General features: G+C 48.1%; 10 protein-coding genes and 1 pseudogene. 3 read left to right on the top strand and 8 right to left on the bottom strand.

Annotation, left to right across the window (positions count from 1 at the left end; translation table 11 throughout):
* Positions 1-78: 78 nt before the first annotated feature.
* Genes trpA through trpE form a run of 5 tightly spaced genes read right to left on the bottom strand, consistent with a single transcriptional unit; the run spans position 79 to position 4940 of the window.
* The gene (gene trpA, locus BT105_RS12595) at positions 79-855 is read right to left on the bottom strand and encodes a tryptophan synthase subunit alpha (RefSeq protein ID WP_072301063.1); all 777 of its coding nucleotides are present in this window, start codon (positions 853-855) and stop codon (positions 79-81) included.
* Positions 848-2038, bottom strand: coding sequence for a tryptophan synthase subunit beta (gene trpB / locus BT105_RS12590; RefSeq protein ID WP_028514655.1), 1191 nt, complete (start codon positions 2036-2038; stop codon positions 848-850). Before trpB ends, trpA begins: the two co-directional genes overlap by 8 nt.
* A gap of 18 nt (positions 2039-2056) precedes the next feature.
* A complete protein-coding gene (locus tag BT105_RS12585) occupies positions 2057-2857 on the bottom strand; it encodes a class I SAM-dependent methyltransferase (RefSeq protein ID WP_242940130.1) in 801 nt (266 codons plus the stop codon).
* Positions 2858-2904: 47 nt separating this feature from the next.
* A complete protein-coding gene (locus BT105_RS12580; protein ID WP_072301061.1) occupies positions 2905-3477 on the bottom strand; it encodes an anthranilate synthase component II in 573 nt (190 codons plus the stop codon).
* Positions 3474-4940 (bottom strand): anthranilate synthase component I, encoded by a 1467-nt coding sequence (gene trpE / locus BT105_RS12575; protein ID WP_072301060.1) that lies wholly within the window; start codon positions 4938-4940, stop codon positions 3474-3476. Before trpE ends, BT105_RS12580 begins: the two co-directional genes overlap by 4 nt.
* A gap of 578 nt (positions 4941-5518) precedes the next feature.
* Between trpE and BT105_RS12570 the strand changes: the two genes are divergently transcribed.
* The 3 genes and pseudogenes from BT105_RS12570 to BT105_RS12560 all read left to right on the top strand — a co-directional run bounded on the left by BT105_RS12570 (position 5519) and on the right by BT105_RS12560 (position 11439).
* Positions 5519-7342, top strand: a complete 1824-nt coding sequence (locus tag BT105_RS12570; protein WP_072301059.1) for a cellulase family glycosylhydrolase — start codon at positions 5519-5521, stop codon at positions 7340-7342.
* 155 nt (positions 7343-7497) lie between these two features.
* Positions 7498-9015: pseudogene (locus BT105_RS15330) on the top strand (glycoside hydrolase family 5 protein); the annotation flags it as partial.
* 1056 nt (positions 9016-10071) lie between these two features.
* A complete protein-coding gene (locus tag BT105_RS12560) occupies positions 10072-11439 on the top strand; it encodes an ABC transporter substrate-binding protein (protein WP_072301057.1) in 1368 nt (455 codons plus the stop codon).
* Positions 11440-11920: 481 nt separating this feature from the next.
* On the opposite strand, the gene BT105_RS15110 is transcribed toward BT105_RS12560, so the two are convergent.
* The 3 genes from BT105_RS15110 to cdaA form a co-directional block, all read right to left on the bottom strand.
* A complete protein-coding gene (locus BT105_RS15110; RefSeq protein ID WP_072301056.1) occupies positions 11921-14341 on the bottom strand; it encodes a D-alanyl-D-alanine carboxypeptidase family protein in 2421 nt (806 codons plus the stop codon).
* A gap of 358 nt (positions 14342-14699) precedes the next feature.
* On the bottom strand, positions 14700-16049 hold the full coding sequence (locus tag BT105_RS12550; RefSeq protein ID WP_072301055.1) for a CdaR family protein: 1350 nt from the start codon (positions 16047-16049) through the stop codon (positions 14700-14702).
* A complete protein-coding gene (cdaA, locus tag BT105_RS12545; RefSeq protein WP_072301054.1) occupies positions 16046-16957 on the bottom strand; it encodes a diadenylate cyclase CdaA in 912 nt (303 codons plus the stop codon). Before cdaA ends, BT105_RS12550 begins: the two co-directional genes overlap by 4 nt.
* Positions 16958-17002 lie beyond the last annotated feature (45 nt).

Here is a 17002-nt window from a genome sequence, read left to right as displayed (position 1 = left end):
AAGTGAGGACGTCCCATTATCGGGCGGATAATATCCACCTCTACAGCGGAACACTGCCCTCAGAGTCCCCTACAAACATTATGCTTTAGAAACAGCTTCTTTCATTTCCTTAACGTACTCACCAACGTATGGTGCTGCGTCTTTTCCGTACTTTTCAAGTATCTTGATTATTGCCGAACCAACTATAGCTCCGTCTGACAGCTCTGCCATTGCCTTAGCCTGCTCGGGCTTTGAGATACCGAAGCCTACTGCGCAGGGCACTTTCGTATTCTCACGGATGACCTTTACGATATCGCCGATATTGGTGTTTATCTCGCTTCTAACGCCTGTAACTCCGAGACTTGATACGATGTAGATGAAGCCCTCTGCTTCCTTTGCTATCATTGCGATACGGTTCTCGGACGTAGGAGCAATAAGCGATATAAGGTCAACTCCATACTGCTTTGCAACTGCTGAGAACTCCTCCTTTTCCTCAAATGGAAGGTCGGGAAGTATGATACCGTCAACTCCTGCCTCGCAGCAGCGAGCCATGAATCTCTCTGCGTCGTAGGAGTACACAACATTTGCATAGGTCATAAATACGAAAGGTATCTTGACGTCTCTGCGGAGCTCCTTTACCAGCTCGAAAACCTTGTCTGTGGTGACTCCACCTGCAAGTGCGCGGATATTAGCCCCCTGTATAACAGGGCCTTCCGCAGTCGGATCGGAGAAAGGTATTCCAAGCTCGATAAGGTCTGCGCCGTTCTCGGCAGCCGCACGAACTACCTTTGCGGTAGTCTCAAGGTCGGGATCACCGCAGGTTATAAATGGTATGAAAGCCTTGCCGTTTGCAAAAGCTGATCTTATATTACTCATAGATATCCTCCCCTCTGTAACGGGCAATTGCAGCGCAGTCCTTGTCGCCGCGTCCCGAAACCGTAACGATAATTATCTTGTCCTTGTCCATAGTAGGAGCAAGCTTCATAGCGTAAGCAATTGCATGAGCCGACTCGATAGCAGGGATAATGCCCTCGGTGCGTGAAAGATACTCGAAAGCGTTTACTGCTTCGTCATCTGTAACAGGTACATACTCAGCTCTGCCGATATCGTGGAGATGTGCGTGCTCGGGACCTACACCGGGATAGTCAAGACCTGCTGAGATAGAATAAACAGGAGCTATCTGACCGTACTCGTCCTGACAGAAGTAGGACTTCATACCGTGGAAGATACCTATTCTTCCTGTATTCACTGTAGCGGCAGTCTCAAAGGTGTCTATACCTCTGCCTGCGGCTTCACAGCCGATAAGACGTACTCCCTCGTCGGGGATAAAGTGATAGAAGCTTCCGATAGCGTTTGAGCCTCCGCCTACACAGGCGATAACTGCGTCGGGAAGTCTGCCCTCTGCTTCAAGTATCTGGGCTCTTGCCTCACGGGAGATAACAGCCTGAAAATCACGGACTATAGTGGGGAATGGGTGTGGTCCCATAACAGAACCGAGACAGTAATGTGTATCTGAAATACGTGAAGTCCACTCGCGCATAGCCTCGGAAACAGCGTCTTTAAGAGTAGCAGTACCGCTCTTTACGGGGATAACGTCAGCGCCGAGAAGCTTCATACGGTAAACGTTGAGAGCCTGACGCTTAGTGTCCTCCTCGCCCATGAAAACTACGCACTCCATATCGAGGAGAGCCGCCGCTGTTGCAGTAGCAACGCCGTGCTGACCTGCTCCTGTCTCTGCGATAAGTCTGGTCTTGCCCATTTTCTTTGCAAGGAGAGCCTGACCGAGAACATTGTTTATCTTATGTGAACCCGTATGGTTGAGATCCTCGCGCTTGAGGTATATCTTAGCTCCGCCAAGCTCTCTTGTGAGCTTATCTGCGCGGTACAGCAGAGAAGGTCTGCCTGCGTAGTTATTGAGGAGCTCTGTGAGCTCGCGGTTGAACTCGGGATCGTTTTTATAATGGTCGTAAGCCTGTTCAAGCTCGATGACCGCATTCATAAGCGTTTCGGGGATATACTGTCCGCCGTGAACGCCGAATCTTCCTTTTGACTGTGACATGATATCTTTCCTTTCGGTTTATATTTTACGCAGGATATCCAGCGTATGATTTGAAGCACCTGTCAAGTCCTGTCTTTCACAGGTAGCGAAGTGGTACTCCATGTATTTTTCAAATGTAAAATCGTCCATGCTGTCGATACATTCGCTGATGTAATTTGCCGCTCCGTCAGCCGCTATGAGCTTTATCCGCTCCACAGGAAGCTCTGTGTCGAGAGAAGCTATCTCCTCTGTTCTCACCAGCTGAAAGAGCTCCTTTGGCTCGCTTTTGCAGTGCCATTCGGAAGTCAGCATATCGTTTTCAAGGACTTTTTGCAGGTTGCCGTGAAGAAATGCGTGCTGTATAACAGCGGCTTCGTTCATGCAGTAGGCAACGAGTATATGTCCGCCCTTTTTGGTGACTCTCACCGCCTCGGACAATGCCTTCAGCATATCCTCACGGGTGAAAAGATGATACATCGGACCAAACACCAGAGTCATATCGAAGCTGTTGTCTGTAAACATTGACAGGTCAAGAGCATTGCCCTGTATCGCTGTAAGCTTTTCACTGCCGTCAAGCTTTGCCCTCAGCTTATTGAGATTGCTTTCAACAAGCTCCACAGCGGTGACATTATGTCCCTCACAGGCAAGAGCTATGCTGTAGCGCCCCGTGCCTGCACCCACTTCAAGGATATGGACCTGCTTTGCTCCGCCGAGGAAGTCGTGAATGTACTTCATGGTGGTCAGGTACTCCACCTGACCGTGACGGGAGAGCAAACGCCCGTCCTCATCAAAGTCGCTGTAAAATTCCTCAAGGTAATTCATAGTCTCACCACCATTCATATGTTTAACGGACGGGACGCCGAGGGCGGCGTCCCCTACACTACTCACTACTTACTAAGCTCGATAAAGTTTCTCAGCATGATATGTCCGTCGGGAGTCATTATTGACTCGGGGTGGAACTGCACGCCGAATATGGGGTAATCCTTATGCTGGACTGCCATTATCTCGCCGTCGTCGGCAACAGCAGTTACCTTGAAGCAGTCGGGAATGGTATCGGCTTTTGCCGCAAGGGAGTGATATCTCGCTACGGGAGCTCCCTCGTCTATGCCCCTGAACAGCGGACTGTCGTTCATGAAGCTGATAACAGACTGCTTGCCGTGCATGAGCTCCTTTGCGTAGGTGACCTCAGCACCGTAAGCCGCACATATTGCCTGATGACCGAGACAAACGCCGAGGGTAGGTATTTTCTGACACACTGTCTTAGCCGCTTCGATTATTATTCCTGCGTCCTCGGGACGTCCCGGACCGGGAGAAAGGATTATCCTGTCGGGAGCGAGCTTCTCTATCTCGGAAACTGTCATCTCGTCATTGCGTATGACCTTGATATCGGGCTCTATAGCGCCTATCATCTGATAAAGATTGTACGAAAAGCTGTCGTAATTATCTATGAGAAGAATCATAAGTCTCCCTCCTCTGCCATTTTAAGCGCATTCACAACAGCAGCCGCCTTGTTTATGCACTCCTGATATTCCTTTTCGGGAACTGAATCTGCAACGATTCCTGCGCCGCTTCTTACGAAGACCTTGCCGTTCTTCTTGTAGGCAATGCGGATAGCGATACAGGTATCGAGGTTTCCAGTGAAGTCAATGTATCCGATAGCGCCGCCGTAGATGCCGCGCTTGTTGTTTTCGAGCTCTGCGATGAGCTGGCAGGCTCTTATTTTCGGAGCTCCCGAAAGAGTACCCGCAGGGAGCACAGCGCTTACTGCGTCAAGTCCGTCGAACTCCTCACGTATCTCGCCGCGCACCGTCGAACCGATGTGCATAACGTGGGAGTAACGCTCGATACTGTGGAGCTTTTCAACTTCAACACTGCCGAACTTGCTTATCTTGCCGAGGTCGTTTCTGCCCAGGTCTACCAGCATATTGTGCTCTGCAAGCTCCTTTTCGTCACGGAGAAGTCCCTCCTCCAGCTCCTTGTCCTCCTTCTCCGTCTTTCCTCTCGGACGGGTGCCTGCAAGGGGGAACGTATGGAGAACGCCGTTTTCAAGCTTTACAAGAGTCTCGGGAGAAGCTCCTGCTATCTCAACGTCCGTGCCCGAGAAATAGAACATATAAGGCGACGGGTTGATAGTTCTGAGAACTCTGTAGGTATTGAGGAGACTTCCCTCAAAGCCTGCGCTGAGGCGGTTCGAGAGGACTATCTGGAAGATATCGCCCTCGTGGATATGTCCCTTTGCCTTTTCGACCATCTCACAGTACTCTTCCTTGCTGAAAAGTGCTGTAACATCGGTAGTGAGCTTGCCTGCCTGCTCCTTTACGGGAGCGCCGTTCCTGAGAAGCTCCGCCATCTGCATGAGCTCCATTTTAGCCTTGTTGTAGCCTGCCTCGCCCTCTTCAAGTCTCATATTCGCAATGAGTATGAGCTTCTGGCGGAAGTTATCAAATGCGATGACCTTATCGAAAAGCATCAGGTCTACGTCCTTGAAGCTCTCGGTGTCGTTCACGCCGATACGGAGCGACTTCTCGGTATAAGCGAGGAAATCATAGGAGAAGTAGCCTGCGAGACCTCCCGTAAATGTCGGGAGATAATCGAACTTTGGACTTCTGTACTTAGCAAGTATCTGTCTTATCTGTATCGAGGGATCGTCAGTGGTTATCTTGACATCGCCGATAGTCATTTCGCTTCCCACAGCTGTTATCTGCATTTTCGGATCATAGCCGAGGAAGGTGTATCTTCCCCACTTTTCCTTTTCTGCTACCGACTCAAGCATATAGCAGTGAGTGGAAACGTTTTTGAGCTTCATGATAGCTTCGATAGGAGTGCAGATATCCGACAGTATCTCACAGCTTACGGGGACAATGTCGTATTTTCCGCTTTCGGCTATCCTGCCGATTGTTTCAAGATCGGGCATAAAATTCATAAAAAAGCACCTCCGTCGGTCTGTCGGGCAACAAAAAAGTCCTTGACAGACCAGATTAGTCTGTCAAGGACGAATATACTTATCCGCGGTACCACCTTGATTCACAGCATAGCTGTGCACTTAACAGGATACTATCATATCCCTGATGATTAACGCACATCTTAACGTTGCAGAATACTCTGACCGCCGCCAATAGAATGTCATCTCCGCGATCATTTGACTGCACCCTCAGCGGTCCATTTGCTGACCTGTTTTTCGCCCCATTCTCAGCACCAGAGGCTCTCTGTACAAGCATAATCAACTTTATCTCCGCGTCGTCGGTTTGAATTTTTTTAATTATAGCATTGCATTATAGACTTGTCAAGTAGGCTTAAAATATTTTTTATATTTAACTTTAATAAACAACACATTTCATTTTATGCATAAACAGCTGTAAAGTGCGCATTTCCTATTGACTTTTTTAGGTGTAAATGCTACAATAAATATGATTATAGTATACTGGATAATTGTATACTATGCTCCGCAGAAAAAACTATAAATCACATCTGCGGAGAAAATATCGAGAGGGGTAATATAACATGAAAAAACTCACACGCACAGCTGCTGCGCTTGTTTGCGCTGCGGCAATGACCATTACGGGAGCAGCACCTTCCTTTGGTCAGACAAACGACATGACAGCACAGGCTGTTGACACAAACAACGACGACTGGCTCCACGCAGAGGGCAGCCGCCTTTACGACATGAACGGCAATGAGGTATGGCTCACAGGCGCTAACTGGTTCGGCTTCAACTGCAACGAAGCCTGCCCACACTACCTCTGGAGCGCCGACGCTGACGACTGTCTCACAGAGATAGCAGACCGCGGTATCAACATTATCCGCTTCCCTATCTCCACAGAGCTCATCGTCTCATGGATGAAGGGCAAGCCCAATCCGGTAAACAGCTTCTCATGCAACACAGACCCGGCATTTACTATCAATGCTGATTTCTGTGCTGAAGACGGCAAGACACCTGTTGACAGTATGCAGGTATTCGACATAATGATGAAAAAGTGCAAGGAGCACGGTATCAAGGCATTCATCGATATCCACAGCCCCCACACAGACAACTCCGGACATAACTACAACCTCTGGTACGGCAAGGCAGGAGTTACCACAGATGTGTGGATAGACTCACTGGTATGGCTTGCCGACAAGTACAAGGACGATGATACTCTTATCGGCTACGACCTCAAGAACGAGCCTCACGGCAAGGGACAGGAAGGCAAGGAAGCAGCCAAGTGGGACGGCTCAAAGGACGAGAACAACTGGGCATATGCCGCTACACGCTGTGCTGAGGCTATCCTTGATGTAAACCCACACGCTCTTATCCTCGTTGAAGGCGTTGAGCAGTCAATGAGCGGAGCTATGGAGGGCGACTACTGGGGTATGCCCGACAGACGTGACAACTCCCCTTACATCGGTGCATGGTGGGGCGGTAACTTCCGCGGTGCAAGAAAATACCCCATCAAGCCTAAGCAGGGTACTTCACAGATAGTTTATTCTCCCCATGACTACGGTCCGTCGGTTTACGCTCAGACATGGTTCGACAAGAACTTCACAGAAGAGACTCTCCTTAAGGACTACTGGTACGACACATGGGCATACATAAACGCAGAGGACATCGGCCCTGAGCTCATCGGAGAGTGGGGCGGCCATATGGACGGCGCTGAGAACCAGAAATGGATGACTCTCCTCCGCGATTACATGATAAAGCACCACATCAACCACACCTTCTGGTGTCTCAACACCAACTCGGGCGATACAGGCGGACTCTGGGACGACCTTGGATTCCAGGCTGGAAAAGGCACTACCATCAAGTGGAACGAGCCTAAGTACAAGCTCTTTGAGGAAGCTCTCTGGCAGACCAAGAGCGGTAAGTACATCGGTCTCGACCATCAGGTAGCTCTCGGCAAGAACGGTATCTCACTGAACGACTTCTACACAAACTACGCTAAGTCCGAGGGAAGCAACCTTGACGGCGGAAAGACCTCCGACGGCAAGGCAGTAAATGCTGATCCTTCAAAGACTACAACTTCTACAACAAAGCCTGTAGTTACTACAACTACTACATCAGACTCAACAACATCGACTTCAAGCACAACAACAACTCCCGAGGTCAGTAATCGCACTTTCGGGGATTCTAACTGCGACGGTACAATTGATATGTCAGACGTTGTTCTCATAATGCAGTCTCTTGCTAATCCGAACAAATACGGTATCAGCGGCAGCGACGAAAAGCATATGACCGAGGAAGGTCAGAAGAACGCAGACGTTGTCGGCAACAACGGCGTTACTACAGACGACGCTTTAGCTATCCAGCTCTATCTGCTCGGTAAATACACCAAGCTCCCTGTAGAGTAAGCTCAAACACGCATTTGTCTGCGCAGCTTCAGGGTGCTGCGCAGCAAAAATAACTTTATGAGAGGGAAATAAAAATGAACAAAATTCTACGCTCAGTGGCAGCTGTTGCTGCCGCAGCAGCTCTGACTGTCTCAGGCGCTGCTTACTATCCGTCAATGCAGACTCCCGATACACTTGGAAAGGCGCTTGCAGCTGACGACAACAACGACGACTGGCTCCATGCAAAGGGCAGCCGCCTTTACGACATGAACGGCAACGAGGTCTGGATCACAGGTGCAAACTGGTTCGGCTTCAACTGCTCCGAGAACTGCGCTCACGGTCTCTACGCAAGAGATGTTGACGATATGCTCCAGAGTATCGCAGACCACGGTATCAATACTCTCCGTCTGCCTATATCCTCAGAGCTTCTCGTATCGTGGATGGGCGGCAAGCCAAATCCCGTAAGCTCGGTGCAGGCTTCCTATACTCCTCCCGTTGACGAGGTCGGCGAGGACGGAAAGGTCACTCCTGCAGGCTATTACACAAATATCAACAAGGACTTCGTTGAGTCCGACGGCAAGACTATCAAGAACTCAATGGAGATCTTCGATATCATCATGCAGAAGTGCAAGAAGTACGGTATCAAGGTATTTATTGATATCCACAGCCCCGACGCCAACAACTCAGGTCATAACTACGAGCTCTGGTATGGCAAGGCAGGCGTTTCAACAGACGTTTGGATAGATTCTCTTACATGGCTTGCCAAGAAGTACTCAAGCGATGATACTCTCATCGGCTATGACCTCAAGAACGAGCCTCACGGCAAGCGAGGCTACAAGGGCGACAAATGCCCCGACGATATCGCAAAGTGGGACGGCTCAAAGGACGAGAACAACTGGGCTTATGCAGCTAAAAAGTGCGCTGATTCTATCCTTGCGGTAAATCCTCACGCTCTTATCTTCATCGAGGGTATCGAACAGTATCCTATGACCGAAAAGGGCTACACCTTCGATACAGCCGACGTATGGGAGCCCAAGACAGAAGAGGACAAGAAATGGCACGGCGCATGGTGGGGCGGAAACCTCCGCGGCGTTAAGGAATATCCTGTAGTTCCCGAAAGCGGAACAAGCCAGATAGTTTACTCTCCTCACGACTACGGCCCGTCAGTATATGCTCAGACATGGTTCGACAAGGACTTCACAACACAGACTCTCCTTGACGACTACTGGTACGATACATGGGCTTACATCAACAAGGAGGACATCGCTCCCCTGCTTATCGGCGAGTGGGGCGGTCACATGGACAAGGGCGCTAACCAGAAATGGATGGAGCTCCTCCGTGACTACATGATAGACAACCACATCAACCACACCTTCTGGTGCATCAACCCCAACTCAGGCGATACAGGCGGACTTCTTGATCCTACCTTTATGAACTGGGACGACAATAAGTACAACCTCTTCGAGAAGTCTCTCTGGCAGACAGACTCAGGCAAGTACATCGGTCTCGACCACCAGACTGCTCTCGGCAAGAACGGTCTTTCACTGAACGGCTTCTATTCATCAGGCGCTAAGAGCAATCTCGACGGCGGCAAGGCAGGCGGCGGTACTCCCGTAGTTGTTGACAAGACGACCACAACTACCACAAAGCCTGTAACTACAACTACTACAACAAAGCCTACAGCAACTACCACAACAGTTACAACTACTGCTCCCGTAAAGACTGTCAAGTGCGAGCACTGCGGCAAGGAGATACCCGAATCAGAGGCTATCTACGGACCTCTCGGCTTCCCTGTGTGTCAGGAATGCTACGATAACGGCGTTTACATCGGCACATCTGCTCCTTTCCCGACAACAACAACAACGACTACCACAACTACTACAGCTACCACTACTGTAAAGGTCACTGCTCCTATCCCTACAACACATGAGACCTATGAGTTCAACAAGGTCATCTCATATCCTACAAAGACAAATTACAGGCAGGGCGAGGCTCTTGATCTTTCAGGTCTGAAATTCGACGGTGTTTCAAAGATCGACGCATCTCACCCAAATATGGAATACACCGATAAGAGCATCCGCGCCGTCAGCAGTGATAAGGAGCCTGTGACTATCACCGACGGAAGCGGCAAGAGCGTTCCCAAAAAGGAGTTCATCAAGCTTCCCGCAGGCGAATACACTGTAAATATAGACAGCAATGCAGGTTATTACTACTCCTATAACCTCTGCTACAATGTAAAGATATCCTTCAAGGTGACGATCAAGGCTGGCAGCACTGTAACAACTGCTCCGAATGAGGGAAATAAAACTACTACCACAACAACACTTCCCAATGCTCATACTGATGCAGCTGTATGGGGCGACGCTAACAACGACGGCGGTGTTGATATGGCAGACGTTGTTCTCATAATGCAGAGCCTTGCTAACCCCAACAAGTACGGTCTCAACGGTACTGACAAGAACCACATAACAGCACAGGGCCTCAGCAATGCTTCTGTTGTCAATAAAAACAACAGCGTTACCACAGAGGACGCTCTCCAGATACAGCTCTTCCTTCTCGGAAAGCTTGACACAAAGGCTTCCAAATAAAAATATATCGGCACGGTCGATCCGTGCCGATTTTTTTGCACAAAATAAAGCATACAAATTTGTGGAACTCTACAAATCTGTATGCTTTTTCGTCTTTTTTGCCTTATGAAATCACTTACTTATAAAAGCAGTTGGACTTTTATATACGAAAGGAGTATTTTTATGAAAAGAATCATCGCTTTTACACTTGCTTTCAGCCTTATGGCTGCCTTTTCCTGCGGTAAGAACAAGGACAGCAGCTCTGAGCCCGACGGGGATACTCAGCAGGACATGCTGACTACCAATGAGATAACTATCGGTATGCCTGAGATAAACAAGCTTGTAGTGCCTGCTATAATCTCGTTCAACAACAGTCAGAAAGCATACCAACTCAAAATCGTCGACTATTCAAAGCTCGTCAGCGAGGACGACAATTTTCACTCAAACGCCCTGCGGCAGCTGCAAATGGACCTTATATTGGGAACTGCTCCCGATATAATCGTTCTTAACCCTTCATATACGCAGCCGCTTGTGCATAAGGAAGTCTTTGCGGATATGTACGAGCTTATGGACAGCTTCGGCGGAGTTTCACGAGATGAGTTTATACCAAACGCCCTCAGCGGATTTGAGGCAAACGGCAAGCTGCCTGCAATAGCTGCGAATTTTGACCTGCACACAGCTGTTGCAAAGACAGAATTTGTTGGAGAAAACAAGGAAAACTGGACAATTGATGATCTGGTGAAGACTTATGAGAAACTCCCAGAGAATATGAAGCTCCTGCACTGCGAGCCCTGCAATGCACAGGCAGTCTGCGATTTTGTTACAAACAAACTCTCCTCAAAATGCGTAGATTTCGATAGTTATACCTGTAATTTCAACACTCCCGAGCTTGCAAAGGCTCTCGATTTTGCAGGCAGATTCGGCAGGGAAAACGCTGACATGAAATACAGCACCGATACAACTACATATACCAGCGATGAGTTTCAGAACGAATTAAAGAATAACGGCGCTCTTATATCTGAAATAGACATTGGCTCATTTAATCAGAGCGTTGCTTGGAACGTATGCTACGACTTTGGCTGCGAACCCGTCACCTTTGTTGGATATCCCTCAGAGGACGGTAACGGCTCTGTATCCGATTGCAGATGGCTGTACGGCATAAGCAAGGATTCCCCCAATAAAGAAGGCGCTTGGAGATTCATCACCTATATGCTCAAGGATAAAAATTATCAGCACAAGGCGAATGAGGAAAACAGAGGACTTCCCGTTATAAAGAGCTTCTACGACGATTATATGTCACTGTCTGCCGACAATGAAAACTCAATATTATTCGTCCCTGACTGGCAGGAGGATACTCCTATCACAAAGGAGCAGGCTGAGCAGATAAGGGATTACATTTTCAGAACAAAATTCTCCCCCTATTTCAACTTTGAGATAAACAGTATCATATCAGAGGAATGTGCCGCTGTTATCAACGGTGAGAAAACAGGCAGTGAATGTGCAGATATCCTTAACAACAGGATAGGGATATACCTCAGTGAGCGAAGCTGACTATAAAAAGAAGAGGACCGCCAACACTATTGCGCCGGCGGTCTTTCTTTCCGAAAGGTGTGTTCATGAAGCGGTGGTGTGCGGGCACCGCTTTTCGCGTCGGGAGGTATAGGTCGACGCGGAAGTAAAATGAGAAACAATGAAGGTTTTTTCTTGTTTATTTCCTTTTCCTTGACTATATTATACCCCACTGCGGCGCGATTTGCAATAACAGAGCGATTTCGGTTTGAATACAGTTCGGCTATGAAATGCTTACGGACAGTTTCAGAGCGGTTACACAATTCTGACAATGATTACTGTAAGATTTTTCTTTGTACCTTTTTGCCTTTTCTGCATAATATAATGTAAGCGGCAATATGCGCTGCGTCGTCAGGAGGTGGAGTTTTTTCCCGTGAGCAGCTTCCCGACACATGACGGAGCTGCTGACGGCTGCTTTGATATAAAAAGCTGCCGAAGCAGATTCGCTTCGGCAGCTTAACTGTTAATTGTAATAAGATGTTACTCCGAGGTATTCCTCAAGGCAGAGACCGCTGTTGTAAACAGCGGTGGCAGTATCTACGCCTAAGTATCTGATATGCCACGGCTCGTACTGGAAGCCCGTTAAAGCCTCCTTGCCCTTTGGGTAGCGGATAATGAAGCCGTACTTATGGGCGTTCTTTTCAAGCCATTTGCACTCTGGAGTATCTGCAAACTCTGAGCTTATTGAATTCACGTCGATAGCAAGTCCTGTCTGGTGCTCGGAATGACCTGGTCTTGCGGAATAGGTATCAGCCTTTAAGATACCGTCCGCAGCAACGTAGTTGTTGTAGATGAGCTCCTGATTTGCGTATGAACGATAGCCCGATGTACAGATTATCTTCAGTCCGTGGAGAGCCGCATCTTCGGAGAGCTTATTGAACATCGCAAGAGCATTCGCATTGAGTCCGCCCCCTGCGTTGAAGTCCTTCGGAACGCTGTATGTCTTGTTTACGATAAGGATACCGTCCACATATGTAGCGCCGTTGCGCGTCATAATAAGGTGCTCAGGAACAGAGGTAGTCGAGCTTGAAGCAGGCTGCGGCTTTGTTGTTGTAGAAGATGTTGTTGATGTTGAGGTGGTCGTAGTAGTTGTCGTGGTCGTGGTCGTAGTCGTGGTAGTAGTAGTGGTTGTAGTAGTTGTTGTCAGAATAACAGGCTTATTGTGAACAGTTACCTTTATATCAGCCTTTACATTGGTATTGGACTGGCTGTATACCGTTATGGTGCAGACGCCTGCGGAAACTCCGTAAACATTTCCCCACTTGTCCACCTTGGCAATGGTGTTGTCGGAGCTTATCCACAGCTCGGTCTTATCAACGGCTGTCTTCGGGAGCATAGTTACATAGGATATATCAAGCGTACCCACAAGAATATCCATTTCGTACTTGCTCAGCTTTATCTCTGATACCTGTTTCGGATCGGTAACAGTTACCTTTATTGAAGCATGAACGTCGGGATTTGACCTGCTGTATACCGTTACGATACAGTTTCCAACAGCTGCACCCGTTATCAGGCCCTCGCTGTCAACTGTAGCGATCTTTTCGTCGGAGCTTACCCATATCTCCTCCTTATTCGGAGCAGTGACAGGGTACATAGTTACCATTGAGATGTCCTTGCCGCCTACAGGTATGGATATCTCGCTCTTGCTGAGCTTTATCTCCCTGACCTTGTTGGGATCGACTACCGTTACATTTATTTCGCCGTAAACCAGCGGATTATTTACGCTCTGTACCTTTATTGTACAGTTTCCCTCGCCTACAGGGCTTATCCAGCCCTCAAAGTTTACGGTAGCAACATTCTCATCGGAGCTTGTCCATATCTCCCTTTTGTCGGGAGCTGTTCTCGGCAGCATAGTGACCATTGATATATCGCCGTCGCCGCCCACAGTGAGCTTTATCTCCGTCTTGCTCAGCTTTATCTCAGACACCTTGTTAGGATCGGGAGCCTTAGTCGTTGTAGTTGACACAGGCAGAGTTGTCGCAGAAGTTGTTGACGATGTGGCAGTTGAAGTCGTAGATGCAGCAGTTGCCGTTGTTGTTGGCGCTGCTGTCGAGGTCGTTGTAGGAGCAGCTGTTGTGGTAGTTGTAGGAGCTGCGGTCGTTGTTGTGGTCGTAATAACTGTTGTTGAAGTGGTAGTTACAGCAGTCTTAACAGTGGTAGTTGTCGGCTTTGGAGCTGTAGTAGTTGAAACAGTCGTTATAGGATTTGTTATCGGGATAGGCTTTGTGGTAGTTACCGCTGTAGTAGTCGATGAGGTCGGGGGATTTGTCAGCGGTATCTGCTTTGGTGCAGTGACAGTGGTTGTGACTGCTGTTTTTGCTGTTGATGTTACAGCAGTAACAGTAGTTGTGGCAGTTGCAGTAGTAGTTGTTGTTGTGCCGTCCGTCTGCGCCTTGAGCTCCTCCATAGCCTTATCGGGAGCGCTGAGGTATTCCTCCAGCGAGCGCTTGCCCTTTACCGAACGGTAGGCATAGTAGGACAGGATACTTGAGGCGTCAACGGCATTGACGCTTCCGTTGTTATCCACATCGGCTGCAACGACCTGAGCCGCTGTAAGTCCGATAGGTCTGCCTGACGAGATATTTGCATAGGCAGTGAGCACAGTTGACGCGTCCGAAGCGTCGATACTTCCGTCGTTGTTGACATCTCCAAGCTTTATGGTTATAACAGATGCAGACGGAGTTTCATCAGGAGTTGTTGCAGTGTCTTTGTTGCTTGATGCAGTGGCTGCCGCGCCTGTATCATCGGCTGTGACCGTTGGCATAATGCCAGCAGAAATGCCGCCTGCTGACAAATTGCCCTCCGCATGGACGCCGACCGAGGTCATAGCACCGACGCACATGGCAAATGACAGCACAGACGCAATAATTCTCTTTGCTCTCATTTTTTTCTCCTTCAAAATTTACCTTCCGCGCCTCACATTCCTCTTTTTTTAGCCGACTCGGAAAGCATAATAGACTGTATTTCTGCGTTTATGTAATTTATTCGCATAATTTATGAACAATACAGCCATAAAATCATAAATATAATTATATCATATATTGTATAAAATTGGAAGATGTTAAGCACAAAAATACAAGATTTTGTCGTTTTTTCGTAGTTTTATATAAAATTTTTGCAGTAAGCCGCTGCTGCCTCTAAGACATTGTGCAAGTTTTTCCCCTATATACGTTGATTTAGTTGTTTACTAAGGCTATCATACAAAAAATATCCGCTGTACTTCCGTACAGCGGATATGCGCATTAATTTGTCTTTGAGGACGTATTTCCCGACGCAGACGACTGCTTTACAGCGCCCTCCTTGGCAGTTTTCCTGATATTGACCTTTGGCGCATTGAAGCACCATACATTATTATGCGTACTGCATGACACATCAACATAATACTCAAACAGGTCAGGATTCTTTGAGGTATCCTCACCGAGGAAGTTCACGGTAGCGTCAAGGTCAGCCGCTATGATATCGTCTATCACATCAGCAGGTCCTATTAGCTTGAACGTTATCTTCGCAGTCTCGATCGAATAATTATATCCGTCGCTCGGAACATGGAGAAGTTTGACATTTCCGCCCGCAAGAGTTATCTCCTTGGACGCGAGCCCCTCATCTTTGAGAGTTACCTTAACATTCTCTATTCCCGATACATTTATAACATTCTTTGCCGACAGCATATTCTCAATGTTGTAATCCTTTGAGAAGCCTATATCAACAGCACTCAGCGAGATCGGTATCTCCAGAGGATCGTCAGTAAGAGTAACATCTGATGAACCCGAAGCGATAGTGAGCTCGGCAGGAGTTATATCGAATTTGAGGCTGTCCTTATCAAAGTCTGAATTCTGCGGCAGCTTAAGATTTACCTTGAACGGCAATGTCTTCTGAGTCAGTACCTGCATACTTATGTTTACAGTAGCAGGATCGGTGGTGATGAACTGGGTATCAATAAGCGGATTGCCCTCAGCGTCAATAAACTCCAGCCTGTCGCTGTTAAGACCGCTGTAGCTTGTATCAAGGTCAGTGAGAGTTTTCTCGGATACCGCATAGCACTCGGCTATCTGAGCGAGCTTTGAGGACGGACCTGTAATGGTTATCTCCTCAGGCTGGCACTTTATATCACCGAATACCTTACCCTCTGCAAGGGTAACATTGGTCAGCTTCGGCTTGACGTTTATGGTCTTTATCTCAAATTTGTACAGCTCAACTTCAACAGTCTCGGGATAGACCTTGAGGTTTGTGAGCTCCACGCCGTTGTCGGAATCCACCTGAATAGTGAGAGTCTTTTTGCCCTCTGTTGTGATATTGTCGAAATTCACATAGGCTCTGATGTCGTCAGCGTTTATACGGTTGTAGTTGGTACGGCTGCAATCAAAGCTTACAGTTACCTTTTCAACGTTCCTGTTGGTAATGGAAAGGCCGTTTTCTGCGGCAGAAGTACCTGTAATATCCATTATCAACGGGATATCGGTGATAGTCTTGGATTCCGAAGGATATATGGTCATAGCTACGATGAACCACGCCGCAACAGCGCAAATTATAGCGATAAGCAGCAGTGTAGCGTTGTTTGTGGTCTCGTTTATGCCGCGTTTTCTGTTTTCATTCATTTTTTCTTCCTCCTTTCGGAGCGCGAAGAAAAAAGCTTCTTTTTGCCGATAGATATTTCCGTCTTATCCTTGAAAAGCTGCTCCTCGAGGAGAGCCTTCAGCTTGTCACGGGTATAATCTCTGGTAAGATTGCCGTTGAGAGCTACGGATATCTGTCCTGTTTCCTCCGAAACAACGATAACAATAGCGTCGGAATTCTCGCTCATACCAATAGCGGCTCTGTGGCGCGAGCCCAGCTTCTTGTTGATGAGAGCGTCCTTGGCAGGCTTCGGGAGGAAGCAGGCTGCCGCAAGGATAATACCGTCGCGCATGATGACAGCTCCGTCATGGAGCGGTGTTTTCGGATAGAATATATTGCCGAACACCTCTTTGCTGGGTGTGGCGTTGAGGATAGTGCCTGTTTCTATCTGTTCGCCAAGTCTTACCTGACGCTCAACTACTATGAGAGCGCCCGTGAAGGTCGCCGACAGCTCAACGCATGAATCGCAGATAGCCTCGATAGCAGGATTCCAGCGCTGCTTCATCTCGTCGTTGTCCTGTCCGAGACCGAACAGCCTTATTCCGAACTTGGTTCGTCCTGCTTTTTCGAGAGCTCTTCTCAGCTCAGGCTGGAAGAGGACTATCATTGCAAGGACGCCCATGCTGAGAGTTTTTTCCAGCAGATAGCTGACTACCTTGAGCTCAAGGGCTATACTTATGAAATAGCCTGCAACGAGAAGCATGATACCCTTTACGAGCTGTCCTGCGCGAGTCTCGCGGATAAGCTTGAGAAGCAGGTAAATAACGTATGTAAGGATAACTACGTCGATAACGTCGGTAAACTTGAAGGTACTGATAACGCTGAGAAAAGCGTCCAGTATCTCCTGCGGCGACGACTTGAAGAACTTATTTTGAAAAAAGATGGACATCTATACACCCCCCCGGGGATTTGCGTTTAATTACACATATTTATC

The organism is Ruminococcus flavefaciens, assembly GCF_900119075.1.
Classification (GTDB): Bacteria; Bacillota; Clostridia; order Oscillospirales; family Ruminococcaceae; genus Ruminococcus; species Ruminococcus flavefaciens_Q.
This window is presented reverse-complemented; position numbering and strand designations above follow the sequence as displayed.